Here is a 13,244-nt window from a genome sequence, read left to right as displayed (position 1 = left end):
CCTTCTGATCGAGCGGGGAGCGAGAGCGGCAGGGACGACGCTCAGATATCGGGCTCAAGGGGATCAAGCCTCACCGAAAGCGTAGTCCTCGCGGATCTCCCGCGACCGCGCCGTCGTCCCGCCGCCTCGGAGACGACGGCCGCACGCAGCGCCGTCGCGACCCGAGGACCTTCCGCGTAGGGGAAACGGACGAGGGCGCGAAAGCGGCCGGCCTCGTCCCCGTCCCGTGGCAGAGGACCGAGCACCGCGTCCGGTGGCAGGCCGAGCTCGGATAGCGCGTCGAGCGCGCGCCGCACACCGACGTCGCTTCCGTCCACCTGCGCTACGCGCACGGTCGGAGGCATTCGGAGAGGCGCACGTTCCCTGAGCTCGCCACGGGCGTACCCGGCCTGGTTCCACGTCGCGAGCGCGCGCGCCACGGGGCCGTCGACGCCGACGAGGTGCACGGGCGCCCCCGGAGCAGCGAGGGCGGCGGCATTGGACCACCAGCGGAGACAGGACTCGCCGATCCTCAACTCGGGTGCCTGGAGCATCCGCACCCCGTCCAGGAGGACGACCGCACGGTATCCGCCCTCGGCGATCGGCTCCGCGCCACGAGTCGCCACGACGAGCGACGGCCGTGCATCGACGCGCAGGACCTGATGCGTCCCGTCGGCGACGATCACGCGCACTCCTGGGAACGCCCGGCCGAGCTCCTCCGCCGTCCGCTCACTGCCGGAGGACGCGAGGCGAACGGTGTCGCCGCCGCAGGAACCGCAGGACCACGAGCGCGCGGAACGTCCGCACCAGGCGCACACCGGCACCGCCCCCCGGTGCGCCGCCCCCAGCGGACCGCCGCAGGAGGCGCAGCGCGCCGGAGACCGGCATGTCGCGCAGACCAGCATCGGCGAGAACCCGGGGCGTGCGACCTGGATGAGGACCGGTCCTTCGGCGGCCGCCTCCCGCGCGGTACGGAACGCCTGCGACGGAAGGCGTTGACCCCGTCGATCGAGCTCGACCGCCGCGTCGAGGATCACCCGGGGGAGGATACGGCGCCGAGCGGTCACCGCGCGCACCCAGCCGGTGTCGACGAGACGCTCCACATCGGTGGTACGGGTGTGCCCGGCGAAGATCAACGCCGACCCCTCCCTCTCCTGTCTCTGCAACGCCACATCCCTGGCGTGCACGTAGGGAGCGAGCGGCTCGGCGAGCAGACCGTCCCCGTCGTCCCAGAGAGCGATCATCCCCGCCCGGACCGGCGCGTAGACGGCCGAACGATTGCCCACGACGATGCAGGGGGCGTCCTGGAGGGTCCGCAGAAAGGCGCGATAGCGGTCAGGCCCGGACTGACGGGCGTCCAGCCGGGCGACGGCCTCTCCTGGGACGAATCCGTCGAGAGCCGCGACGACCAGGTCCAGATCCCGGTGGTCGGGGACGACGAGGATCGCCGAAGCGCCCCCGGCGAGTGTCGTGGCCGCCGCGGCGGCGAGAGTGCGGCACCATTCCGGCAGGCCGTCCTCGTGTACCCGCGGGGACGCCTCGAGCGCCACGCGCCCCCGGTCTTCGAGCGCTTCGACGAGGCCGGGGAAGGCAAGGAGGAGAGAAGCCGCCTTCTCGGCGACGCCGTCCGGGAGCCTCTCCCCCGCAAGTGCGGGGCCCCCGGCCGCGGACCACGCCTTCTCGACCCTGACCTGCCGTTTCGGGACCACCAGCCGGATCACGTCTGAAGCGCTGCCCGCGGCGCGATCGGCGACGCGACGCGCGAGGTCGTACAGACGCGACGGCAGCACCTCCACGGCGGACACCACGGCATCGATGTCGGAGAGGGCGCGGGTGTCATCGCTCTCCTCTGCGACCTCGACGGCGAACGCGTCGACCATCCGCCCCGCCGAGCGCAGCGGGACGCGCAGACGCACCCCTTGCCGGACCTCGTCGCGCAGTTCCTCGGGCACCGCGTAGTCGAACAGGCGGTCCAGCTGCGGCAGCGGTGAGTCCAACAACGCACGGACGATACGACGGGCCATGCTCACCGCCTCACGTCAGAGGCCCGCGGCGCGACGCAGCTCCTCGGCGCGATCGGTGCGCTCCCAGGCGAAGTCGGGAAGCTCCCGGCCGAAGTGCCCGTACGCCGCGGTCTGCGCGTAGATCGGGCGGAGCAGGTCGAGCTCCTCGATGATGGCCTGCGGGCGGAGATCGAACACCTGCGTGATGGCCCGGGTGATGGTCTCGTCCGCGAGCACGCCTGTTCCGAAGGTCTCGACGTAGAGGCCGACAGGCTGCGCCACCCCGATCGCATAGGCGACCTGCACCTCCAGCCGCTCGGCGAGGCCGGCCGCGACCGCGTTCTTGGCGACCCAGCGCATCGCGTAGGCGCCCGAGCGGTCGACCTTGGACGGGTCCTTCCCGCTGAAGGCGCCGCCACCGTGACGGGAGGCACCGCCGTAGGTGTCGATGATGATCTTGCGGCCGGTGAGCCCTGCGTCGCCCTTGGGGCCGCCGGTGACGAAAGGACCTGCCGGGTTGATGTACATCGTCACGTCATCGAGGTCGAGCCCTGTCGTCTGAAGGACCGGATCGATGACGTGCGTGCGCACCCGCTCCCTGAGCTCCTCCTGGGAGACGCCAGGATGATGCTGTGTGGAGAGCACCACCGCGTCCACCGTCTTCGGTGTGAACCCGTCGTAGCCGAGGGTGACCTGGGTCTTCCCGTCCGGCCGGAGGAAGGGCAGCTCGCCGGAGCGGCGTACCTCCGTGAGCCGCTCCGCGATGCGATGCGCGGTCCACGCGGCCATCGGCATGAGCTGTGGGGTCTCCGTGGTCGCGAAACCGAACATGATGCCCTGGTCACCGGCTCCCAGCAGATCGCGGGGGTCGTCCGACCCGCCCTCACGGTACTCCTGCGCCTGGTCGACGCCGTGTGCGATGTCGCCGGACTGTTCCCCCACGGAGACGCTCACTCCGCAGGACGAGCCGTCGAATCCCATATCGCTCGAGGTGTAGCCGATCCTGTTGACGACGTCGCGGACGATCGTCGGGATGTCGGCATAGGCATCGGTGCGGATCTCGCCGGCGACATGGACCAGCCCCGTGGTGACCAGCGTCTCGACCGCGACGCGCGAGCCTTTGTCCTGCGCGATCAGCCCGTCGAGGATGCTGTCGGAGATCTGGTCGCAGATCTTGTCGGGGTGGCCTTCCGTCACGGACTCGGACGTGAAAAGGCGCAGGGCGCTCATCGATGCTCCATCGGTTGCGGAAGGGATGTGCATGCGCCTGGGGTGCCGCGGCGCGATGTCTCCAGTATGACGGGAGCCGTCGACATCCCGGTGGAGGATGACGACGGCTCCGTGTCGAGGCGCCTACTCGGCGTGGCGGATGCGGAGCTTGTCCTCGTTGATCTCGTGCAGTGCGATCGTGAGCGGCTTGTCCTCGACCGAGGAGTCCACGAGCGGGCCGACGTTGTCGAAGAGGTTGCCCTCGTGCAGGTCCGAGTAGTAGTCGTTGATCTGGCGCGCTCGCTTGGCGGCGTAGATGACCAGTTCATACTTGGACTCGACGCGCTCGAGCAGGTTGTCGATGGGCGGATCGATGATGCCCTGGTTGCTTCCGGCCATGGGTGACCTCCTGGATAGGGCGACGCACGGTCGCGGGGTGTCTCAGGCGCGCAGAGAACTCAGCGCGCGGAGTCTGCAGCCAATTCTACGACCTCGCGAGCGGCCACGGCGACGTCCTCGTTCACGACGCGGTAATCGAACTCGCCCTGGGCCGCCAGCTCGACCTTCGCGGTGCGGAGACGCCTCGCCCGTTCCTCGGCATCCTCCGTGCCTCGCCCCACCAGACGATGCACGAGCTCATCCCACGAGGGCGGCAGCAGGAACACGAGCGTCGCCGACGGGTCGGCCGCCCGCACCTGCCGTGCCCCCTGTAGGTCGATCTCTAGGAGGACGGTCTTCCCTGCGGCGAGGGCGCGCTCGATCGGAGCGCGCGGTGTGCCGTAGCGGAAACGGTTGTGCACCGTCGCGTGCTCGAGGAGCTCGCCCGCCGCGATCATCCGGTCGAACTCGTCGTCGTCGACGAAGAAATAGTGCACGCCGTCCTGCTCCCCCGGCCGCGGCGCTCGGGTGGTCGCCGAGACCGAGAGATGGATCTCCGGATGATGCTCGCGGATGTGCGCGGCCACCGTCCCCTTCCCCACGGCCGTCGGGCCGGCGAGAACGAGGAGCCGACTGCGCCCCGCACGAGGAGCGGGCACCGGAAACCGCGTGTCGAGCCAGGCGCGCAGCGCACGGCGTTGGCGTACGCCGAGGCCCCCCAGCCGCTTGACCGGTGAGATGTGCAGCTCCGCGAGGATCCGATCCCGCTTGCCGGCGCCGATCGCCGGAAGGGCCGTCAGGAAGTCCGGCACTCGCAGCGATCCGGCGGTCGACTCCGGGTCGGAGCCCGCCTGGTCGAGGACCGTCCGCGGGGCGACGACGCGCATCGTCAGGTCGCGCTTCAACGAAGCTCTCGCTCGGCGGCGCTCGACCGCACGACGTGCGGCAGCCGCACGGTCCACATCGGGCACCCGGCGCTTGACGTCCTCAACCACCCAGAACCTCCCGGTATCGTGCCGCTCGTGCATCGATGGCGGCGACGAGGCCCTCAGGACCCGCGCCGAGGATGCTGCGGCTCTCGTTGGCAAGGACGTTGCGAGCGAGAGGTCCGAAGCGACGGACGAGATCCGAAGGATCCGCGCCCTGTGTGCCGAAGCCGGGAGCGAGGATCGGCGTGCCGGCGAGAAGGGCGTCATCGAGGGCGAAGCTCTCGCGGTCCACCGTCGCCCCGATCACGAGCCCGATGGAGCCCAGCGCCGCGCCGGGGGAACCGACACCGGCCTCCTCCGCGACGCGGCGGGCGACCGGCTCTCCTCCCTCGAGGGCGCGCTGCACGACGGCGCCCTCCGGGTTGCTGGTCGCAGCCAGGACGAACAGGCCCTTCCCGTTCTGCTGTGCGAGCTCCGCAATCGGGCCCAGCGCCCCGACGCCGAGGTACGGGCTGACCGTGAGAGCATCCGCCTCGAGGGGAGCATCCTGCGCCAGCCAGGCCTCGGCATAACCGGCGTTGGTGGTGCCGATGTCGCCGCGCTTCGCATCGGCGATCACGAGGAGCGCCACCGCCCTCGCTGCAGCCATCACCTCTTCGAGCGCCGCGAACCCACGGGCGCCGAACCGCTCGAAGAACGACACCTGCGGCTTCACCGCGACCACGCGTCCCGCCGCGGCGGCGACCACCGCGAGGCCGAAGTCCCGCACGCCTTCCGCGCTCTGTGGCAGTCCCCAGGCCTCGAGGAGCGCCGCATGCGGATCGATCCCGACGCAGAGGGGTCCGTTCTCGTCGAGCGCCGCCCGGAGGCGCGCTCCGAATGTCGCCGTCACACCGCCGCCTTGTCCGTGGCGGCCAGAGCCGAAGCCCGGTCGGCGGCGTACTCCTGGAGGCTCCGGACGGAGAAGCCGGACTCGACCGCGTCCAGTCCGCTCACCGCCGCGCCGAGCGTGGCGATCGTGGTGAACAGCGCCTTGTCCGCGGCGACAGCGGCGGCGCGGATCTCGTACCCGTCGACACGGGTGGCTCCGCCACTGGGCGTGTTGACGATGATGTCGATCGCGCCGTCGTTGATGAGGTCGACGATGTTCTTCGCGCCGGACTCCTGGGTCTCGCTGAACTTCTCCACCACCGTGACGGCGATGCCGTTACGCGAGAGGATCTCCGCCGTCCCTTCCGTCGCGACGATCGTGAAGCCCAGCTGCTGCAGCCGATGGGCAGGGAGGATCACGGCCCTCTTGTCCGCGTCGGCGACCGAGACGAAGACGGTGCCGGACGTCGGAGTGCCCCCGTACGCCGCGGCCTGACTCTTGGCGAAGGCCGTCGGGAAGTCGCGGTCGATGCCCATGACCTCTCCCGTCGACCGCATCTCCGGCCCGAGCACCGAGTCGACGTTCTTGCCGTCGCGGGTGCGGAATCGCTTGAAGGGCAGGACCGCCTCCTTCACCGACACCGGCGCGCCCAGCGGGACTCGAGAGCCATCGAGCGCTGGCAGCATGCCCTCAGCACGGAGCTCCGCGATGGTCGCCCCTGCCATGATCCGGCTCGCTGCCTTGGCCATCGGTATGCCGAGCGCCTTCGACACGAACGGGACGGTGCGGCTGGCGCGCGGATTGGCCTCGATCACGTAGAGCACGCCGGCGCTGATCGCGAACTGCACGTTCAAGAGCCCCCGGACGCCGACGCCCTCGGCGATCGCCAGGGTGGCCTGGCGCACACGATCGATGTCGGTGCGGCCGAGCGAGACCGGAGGAAGCGTGCAGCTGGAGTCGCCGGAATGGATCCCCGCCTCTTCGAGGTGCTCCATCACGCCGCCGATGAAGAGATCCGTGCCGTCGTAGAGCGCGTCGACGTCGAGCTCGATCGCGTCGTCGAGGAAACGGTCGACGAGCAGCGGCTTGCCTTCTTCGATCACGACCTCACCGGCGGTGCGCTGGAAGTAGTCGCGGAGCGCATCGGTGCCGTAGACGATCTCCATGCCGCGACCGCCCAGGACGAAGCTCGGCCGGACGAGGACCGGATAGCCGATCTCCTCGGCCACCGCCACCGCGCCCTCGACGTCGATAGCCGTGCCGTTGCGAGGAGCGACGAGCCCCGCGGAATCCAGCAGTCGGGAGAAGAGCTCGCGCTCCTCCGCGAGGTCGATGGCCTCCGGGCTGGTGCCGAGGACCCGGTAGCCCGCCGCCTCGATCCCCTTCGCGAGGCCGAGCGGCGTTTGACCGCCCAGCTGGCACACGACGCCGAGGATCTCACCGCTCGCCGCCTCCGCATGCAGGACCTCCAGGACGTCCTCCAGCGTCAGCGGCTCGAAGTACAGACGGTCGGAGGTGTCGTAGTCGGTGGATACCGTCTCCGGGTTGCAGTTGACCATGACCGTCTCGTACCCGGCATCGGCCAAAGCGAATGAGGCATGCACGCAGGAGTAGTCGAACTCGACGCCCTGCCCGATGCGGTTCGGCCCGGAGCCGATGATGACGACCTTGGTCCGGTCGGAAGGAGCGACCTCGGTCTCGAGATCGTAGCTGGAATAGTGGTACGGGGTGAGAGCGGGGAACTCGCCTGCGCAGGTGTCGACCGTCTTGTACACCGGCCGAAGGCCCAGCCCGTGACGGCTGCCGCGTACCTCCTCTTCCGTGGCGCCGCGGAGCTGCGCGATCTGCGCGTCCGAGAAGCCGTGCTCCTTTGCCGCTCGGAGCACGTCCGCGCTCAGCTCCGAGGCCGTGCGCACGTGCTCGGCCACCTCGTTGATGAGGACGATCTGGTCGAGGAACCACGGGTCGATCGCGGTGGCGTCATAGGCCTGCGCGATCGTCGCGCCCTTGCGGAGCGCCTGCTGCAGAACGACGATACGGCCGTCGGTCGGCGTCTTCGCGATCTCCAGGAGCTCCTCGACGCTGCGCCCCTCCTCGCCCCAGTGGAAGCTGGAGCCGCGCTTCTCGAGCGACCGGAGCGCCTTCTGCAGAGCGGTGGTGTAGTTGCGTCCGATCGCCATCGCCTCGCCGACCGACTTCATGGTGGTCGTCAAGGTGGGGTCGGCGGCCGGGAACTTCTCGAAGGCGAAGCGCGGGACCTTCACCACGACGTAGTCGAGCGTGGGCTCGAAGCTCGCCGGCGTCACCCCTGTGATGTCGTTCGGGATCTCGTCGAGGCGGTACCCGAGCGCCAGTTTCGCAGCGAGCTTCGCGATCGGGAAGCCGGTGGCTTTGGAGGCCAGCGCCGAGGAGCGGGAGACGCGAGGATTCATCTCGATGACGATGACGCGTCCGTTCTCGGGATTCACGGCGAACTGGATGTTGCAGCCGCCCGTGTCCACGCCGACCGCCCGGATGATGTCGATGCCGATGTCGCGGAGGTTCTGGTACTCGCGGTCGGTCAGCGTGAGTGCCGGCGCGACCGTGATCGAGTCGCCGGTGTGCACGCCGACAGGGTCGACGTTCTCGATCGAGCAGACCACGACCGTGTTGTCGGCTGTGTCGCGCATGAGCTCGAGCTCGTACTCCTTCCAGCCGAGGATCGACTCTTCGAGGAGCACCTCGTTCGTCGGCGAGTCGTGAAGGCCGGCACCGGCGATGCGGCGGAGGTCGGCCTCGTCGAACGCGAATCCGGACCCGAGTCCGCCCATCGTGAAGCTCGGTCGGACGACCAGCGGGTAACCGAGCTCCTCCGCCGCGGCCAGGCACTCGTCCATCGTGTGCGCGATGCGGGAGGCCGCGACGTCCGCACCGGCCTCGATCACCAGCTCCTTGAAGATCTGCCGGTCCTCGCCCTTGCGGATCGCGTCGACCTTCGCTCCGATGAGCTCGACGCCGTACTTCTCCAGGACTCCGCGTTCGTGCAGCGCCATCGCGGCGTTGAGAGCGGTCTGACCGCCGAGCGTCGGCAGGATCGCGTCCGGCTGCTCCTTCGCGATGATCGTCTCGATCACCTCGGGCGTGATCGGCTCGATGTAGGTGGCGTCGGCAAAGTCCGGATCGGTCATGATCGTCGCCGGGTTGGAGTTCACCAGGATGACCCGCACGCCCTCCTCACGGAGCACGCGGCAGGCCTGGGTTCCGGAATAGTCGAACTCGCAGGCCTGGCCGATGACGATCGGGCCGGACCCGATGACGAGGACGGAGCGGATGTCGTCGCGCTTGGGCATTACTGGGCGTCCTTCCGGGCGAGGTGGGCGACGACGACGTCGCGGAAACGGTCGAAGAGATAGTTCGCGTCGTGCGGCCCGGCGGCGGCCTCAGGGTGGTACTGCACGGAGAACGCCGGGATGTCGAGGGCACGCAGACCTTCGACCACCTGGTCGTTGAGCCCGACATGGCTGACCTCGACCCTGCCGTAGCCCTGGGGGCTGTCGAAAGAGCCCTCGACCGGGGCCTCCACGGCGAACCCGTGGTTGTGCGCGGTGATCTCCACGCGGCCGGTCGCTTTGTCCAGCACCGGCTGGTTGATGCCGCGGTGCCCGAACGGCAGCTTGTACGTGCCGAGGCCCAGGGCGCGTCCGAACAGCTGGTTGCCGAAGCAGATGCCGAAATACGGCAGCCCGGCATCGAGGACCTCGCGGAGCACGGCGACCTGTGCATCCGAGGCGGAGGGATCGCCGGGGCCGTTGGAGTAGAACACCGCGACCGGATCGATCGCGGCGATGTCGGTGAACGTCGAGGACTGCGGCAGAACGTGCACGTCGAAGCCGCGGGCGGCAAGGTTGTCGAGGGTGGACTGCTTGACACCCAGATCGAGCACGGCGAGGTTCCCGATGCGCTCTCCGGCCGCCGGGGTCACCTCCGCTCGCTCCACCGAGACCTGCGCGGAGAGGCTCTGCCCGGCCATCTCGGGTGCGGCGGTGACACGCCGCAGCTGCTCCTCGGCGTCGAGCGACGCGTCCGCGCCCGAGAAGATCCCCCCTCGCATCGAGCCTGCAGAGCGGATGTGCCGGGTGACCGCACGCGTGTCGATCCCGCTGATGCCGACGATCCCGTCGCGTTCGAGGGAGGCGTCGAGCGAGGTGGTCGCGCGCCAGTTCGACACCACGCGAGAGGCGTCGCGCACGACATAGCCGGCGACCCAGATGCGACGGGACTCGGAGTCCTCGTCGTTCATCCCGGTGTTGCCGATGTGCGGCGCCGTCTGGAGCACGATCTGCCCTGCGTAGGAGGGGTCGGTCAGCGTCTCCTGATACCCGGACATGCCGGTGGCGAAGACGACCTCGCCGAGCGTCGTCCCCCGCGCCCCGTAGGCGCGTCCGACATGGCGGGTGCCGTCCTCGAGGACGAGCACGGCGGGCTCGGCGGGCACCGCGGTCGCTGGGCTCTGGGCGGTTGGAGAGGTCATTCGGATTCTCCCGTCTCGGGGGCAGCGCACAGGCGCTGGAGTTCGGTGATCACGGCGCGGGGGTCGCCGGTGAATCGGAGGTAGCTGTCGACGACGGTCTCGTCGTCGATCTTCCAGGCGAGCCGGACGAGGCCGCCCGGCTCGACCACGCGGTCGATCGTCACCGTGGCGCGGTCCACGGAGACGAGCCGGTCGGCGGCGACGAAGACGGTCGGCGAGCCGTCCAGGCTCAGCGCGAGCCCGCGGTCCGTGACGGCGGCCTCGCCGCGCGCCCGATAGGCGAGCGGACGGACCGCGAGCCGTTCGAGAGAGTGATCGTGCCGTGTCGTCGCGACATACAGGACCTCGTGGCGCGACTGGACCTCCGCGTGCTCAGGGACGCCGAGCGGGGCGACGAGGCCGGAGTCTCGCCGGAGGCGGGCCCGCCAAGCGAGAAGCATCGCGAGCAGGATGAGGACGGCGACGGCGACCATCACCGTGACGGCCAGTTCCCGGCTCATGCGCCGGGCTCCTCTACGAGCAGGCCGTCAGCGAGCGTGGCGTAGCCACGGTGCACGGTCCAGCGCACCTGGCCGGGGAGCTCCCGCCCGATGTACGGCGAGTTGAGGCTCCGCCCGCGCAGGTCCTCCTCGGTGAAGCTCCCCCGCGCGTCGGCGTCGTAGAGTGTGAGCTCCGCGGGCTGGCCGACCGCGAACGGCGTTCCGTGGCCCGCCAGAGAGCCGATCCGCGCGGGCGCGGCGCTCAGCACACGGGCGACATCGGTCCAGCTCAGAAGGCCGGTCTCGACCATCGCCTGATGCACCACGCGCAGGGCGCTCTCCAGACCCACCATGCCGTTGGCTGCCGCCGGCCATTCGCAGGCCTTGCTCTCCCGCGGGTGCGGGGCGTGGTCGGTCGCGACGATGTCGATCGTGCCGTCCGCGAGTCCCTCCCTGACCGCGAGGACGTCCTCCTCCCGCCGTAGCGGCGGGTTCACCTTGAAGCGCGCGTCGTAGCCGCGGACGAGCTCGTCCGTCAGGAGCAGGTGGTGCGGGGTGACCTCTGCGGTCACGGCGATCCCTCGCTTCTTCGCCCAGCGGATGAGGTCCACCGAGCCCGCAGTCGAGAGATGGCAGACATGGAGACGCGATCCGACATGCTCGGTGAGGAGCACGTCACGAGCGATGATCGACTCCTCCGCGACCGCGGGCCAGCCCGCGAGTCCGAGCTCGGCGGACACCGCGCCCTCGTTCATCTGCGCACCTTCGGTCAGACGGGGATCCTGAGCATGCTGGGCGACGACCCCTCCGAAGGCCTTCACATACTCGAGCGCCCGTCGCATGATGAGGGGGTCCCATACGCAGAAGCCGTCGTCGCTGAACACGCGGACCCTGGCGCGGGAGGACGCCATCGCGCCGAGCTCGGCCAGGCGCTCTCCCTTCTGCCCGACAGTGACGGCACCGATCGGCTGGACCGTCGCGTAGCCGGCCGCCTCGCCGAGCGCGAGCTCCTGCTCGACGACACCGGCCGAATCCGCGACCGGTGAGGTGTTGGGCATCGCGAAGACGGCTGTGAAGCCTCCTGCGGCCGCCGCGCGCGTGCCGCTGAGCACAGTCTCGGACGCCTCGTATCCCGGTTCGCGCAGGTGCGTGTGCAGATCGACGAGTCCCGGGAGGGCGACGAGGCCGTCGGCGTCGACCAGCCGGGCGCCGGGCGCGCTGAGCCCGATGCCGATCTCTGCGATCACGCCGTCGCGCACCAGGATGTCGGCACCGTCGCCGCCCAGAAGCCGTGCACCACGGAAGATGAGGGCATCACTCATCGCTTCTCCCCCATCTCGTCGTCCATTCGTTCTCCCGTCAGCAGCAGATAGAGGACCGCCATCCGCACGGACACTCCGTTCGCCACCTGCTCGAGCACGGTAGAACGGGGGGAATCGGCGGCATCTGCGGAGATCTCCAGACCCCGGTTCATCGGGCCGGGGTGCATCACAATGCTATCGTCCGGCAGTGTGTCGACTCGTGCGGAGTCGAGCCCCCAGCGCCGGGAATACTCCCGCTCACTGGGGAAAAAAGCCGCGTTCATGCGTTCCAGCTGGATCCGGAGCATCATGACGGCGTCCGGGCCTTCGGCAAGAGCCTCGTCGAGGTCGTAGAGGACGCGCGCCGGCCATGCGCTCACGTCCTGCGGGATGAGCGTCGGCGGCGTCACGAGCGTGACCTCGGCGCCGAGGGCGTTCAGCAGCCAGAGGTTGGAGCGTGCGACCCGCGAATGGAGGACGTCGCCGACGATCACGACGCGGACGCCGTCGAGACCCCGCCCCCGGCTGTCCGCGCCGAAGCGACGCTTGCGGATCGTGAAGGCGTCGAGGAGCGCCTGGGTGGGGTGCTCGTGCGTGCCGTCTCCCGCGTTCACGACGCCCGCCGAGATCCAGCCGCTGGTGGCGAGCGTCCGCGGCGCGCCGGAGGCGGCGTGACGCACCACCACGGCGTCCGCGCCCATGGCCTGCAGGGTCTGCGCGGTGTCCTTGAGGCTCTCGCCTTTGGAGACGCTCGACCCCTTGGCCGCGAAGTTGATCACGTCGGCCGAGAGCCTCTTGGCGGCGGCCTCGAAAGAGATCCGCGTGCGGGTGGAGTCCTCGAAGAAGAGGTTCACGACGGTCTTGCCCCGCAGCGTCGGGAGCTTCTTCACCTCGCGGGACTGCGTGTCCGCCATGTCCTCGGCCACATCGAGGATGCGCAGCGCCTGCATGCGGGAGAGCCCGCGGGTGTCGAGCAGATGCCTCATCGCGCCTCCTCGATGCTCACGAGATCCTCGCCGTCGACCTCCCGCAGGCGCACGTTCACCCGTTCCTGACGCGAGGACGGGATGTTCTTGCCGACGAAGTCGGGCCGGATCGGCAGCTCGCGGTGGCCCCGGTCAACCAGGATCGCGAGTCGGACCACCGCGGGACGCCCGATCGCCTGGAGCGCGTCGAGCGCGGCGCGGATGCTTCGCCCGGAGAAGAGGACGTCGTCCACGAGCACCACGGTTCGTCCGTCGATCCCTCCGGCCGGGATGTGCGTCGGCTGCGGGGAGCGGGTGGGGTTCCTGGCGAGATCGTCCCGGAAGAGCGTCACATCGAGCGCGCCGACCGGTACATCGACCTGGGCGATCGCGCCGATGACCGGGGCGAGCCTCTCCGCCAGCGTCGCGCCGCGGGTGGGGACGCCAAGAAGGACGAGATTCTCGGCGCCTCGATTGGATTCGAGGATCTCATGAGCGATGCGGGTCAATGCCCGCGTGATATCGGCTTCGTGCAGCACGATCCTCGTGCTCATCCGCCGCTCCCTTCTCCGCCTCACAGGACGGTGTTAAAGGTTGCTGTGGAGACCAGTCTAGCTGCC

11 protein-coding genes are annotated in these 13,244 nt (G+C 69.8%); all 11 read right to left on the bottom strand.

The features are described from left to right. Positions 1–41: 41 nt before the first annotated feature. The gene (locus ACP15J_RS01725) at positions 42–2,003 is read right to left on the bottom strand and encodes a primosome assembly protein PriA (RefSeq protein WP_424935750.1); all 1,962 of its coding nucleotides are present in this window, start codon (positions 2,001–2,003) and stop codon (positions 42–44) included. 15 nt (positions 2,004–2,018) lie between these two features. Next, positions 2,019–3,212 (bottom strand): methionine adenosyltransferase, encoded by a 1,194-nt coding sequence (gene metK / locus ACP15J_RS01720; protein WP_424935751.1) that lies wholly within the window; start codon positions 3,210–3,212, stop codon positions 2,019–2,021. Between the two features lie 123 nt (positions 3,213–3,335). Continuing rightward, positions 3,336–3,590 carry a DNA-directed RNA polymerase subunit omega gene (gene rpoZ / locus ACP15J_RS01715; protein WP_197219860.1) on the bottom strand — a complete coding sequence of 85 codons (255 nt, stop codon included), beginning with the start codon at positions 3,588–3,590 and terminating at the stop codon, positions 3,336–3,338. 59 nt (positions 3,591–3,649) lie between these two features. Beyond that, entirely contained in the window at positions 3,650–4,564 is a 915-nt protein-coding gene (gene gmk, locus ACP15J_RS01710; RefSeq protein ID WP_424935752.1) for a guanylate kinase, read from the bottom strand. Continuing rightward, entirely contained in the window at positions 4,557–5,390 is an 834-nt protein-coding gene (pyrF, locus tag ACP15J_RS01705; protein ID WP_424935753.1) for an orotidine-5'-phosphate decarboxylase, read from the bottom strand. Before pyrF ends, gmk begins: the two co-directional genes overlap by 8 nt. Continuing rightward, on the bottom strand, positions 5,387–8,698 hold the full coding sequence (gene carB / locus ACP15J_RS01700) for a carbamoyl-phosphate synthase large subunit (RefSeq protein ID WP_424935754.1): 3,312 nt from the start codon (positions 8,696–8,698) through the stop codon (positions 5,387–5,389). Before carB ends, pyrF begins: the two co-directional genes overlap by 4 nt. Continuing rightward, entirely contained in the window at positions 8,698–9,879 is a 1,182-nt protein-coding gene (gene carA, locus ACP15J_RS01695) for a glutamine-hydrolyzing carbamoyl-phosphate synthase small subunit (RefSeq protein ID WP_424935755.1), read from the bottom strand. The genes carB and carA overlap by 1 nt, the downstream gene beginning before the upstream one ends. Beyond that, positions 9,876–10,379, bottom strand: coding sequence for a hypothetical protein (locus ACP15J_RS01690; RefSeq protein ID WP_424935756.1), 504 nt, complete (start codon positions 10,377–10,379; stop codon positions 9,876–9,878). The genes carA and ACP15J_RS01690 overlap by 4 nt, the downstream gene beginning before the upstream one ends. Then, a complete protein-coding gene (locus ACP15J_RS01685; RefSeq protein WP_424935757.1) occupies positions 10,376–11,680 on the bottom strand; it encodes a dihydroorotase in 1,305 nt (434 codons plus the stop codon). The genes ACP15J_RS01690 and ACP15J_RS01685 overlap by 4 nt, the downstream gene beginning before the upstream one ends. After that, positions 11,677–12,645, bottom strand: a complete 969-nt coding sequence (locus ACP15J_RS01680) for an aspartate carbamoyltransferase catalytic subunit (RefSeq protein ID WP_424935758.1) — start codon at positions 12,643–12,645, stop codon at positions 11,677–11,679. Before ACP15J_RS01680 ends, ACP15J_RS01685 begins: the two co-directional genes overlap by 4 nt. After that, positions 12,642–13,178: a bifunctional pyr operon transcriptional regulator/uracil phosphoribosyltransferase PyrR gene (gene pyrR, locus ACP15J_RS01675; RefSeq protein ID WP_424935759.1), complete on the bottom strand. Its 537-nt coding sequence runs from the start codon at positions 13,176–13,178 to the stop codon at positions 12,642–12,644. The genes ACP15J_RS01680 and pyrR overlap by 4 nt, the downstream gene beginning before the upstream one ends. Positions 13,179–13,244 lie beyond the last annotated feature (66 nt).

Origin of the sequence: Microbacterium sp. S308A+, assembly GCF_049800815.1 — a bacterium.
In the GTDB taxonomy this organism is placed as follows: domain Bacteria; phylum Actinomycetota; class Actinomycetes; order Actinomycetales; family Microbacteriaceae; genus Microbacterium.
This window is presented reverse-complemented; position numbering and strand designations above follow the sequence as displayed.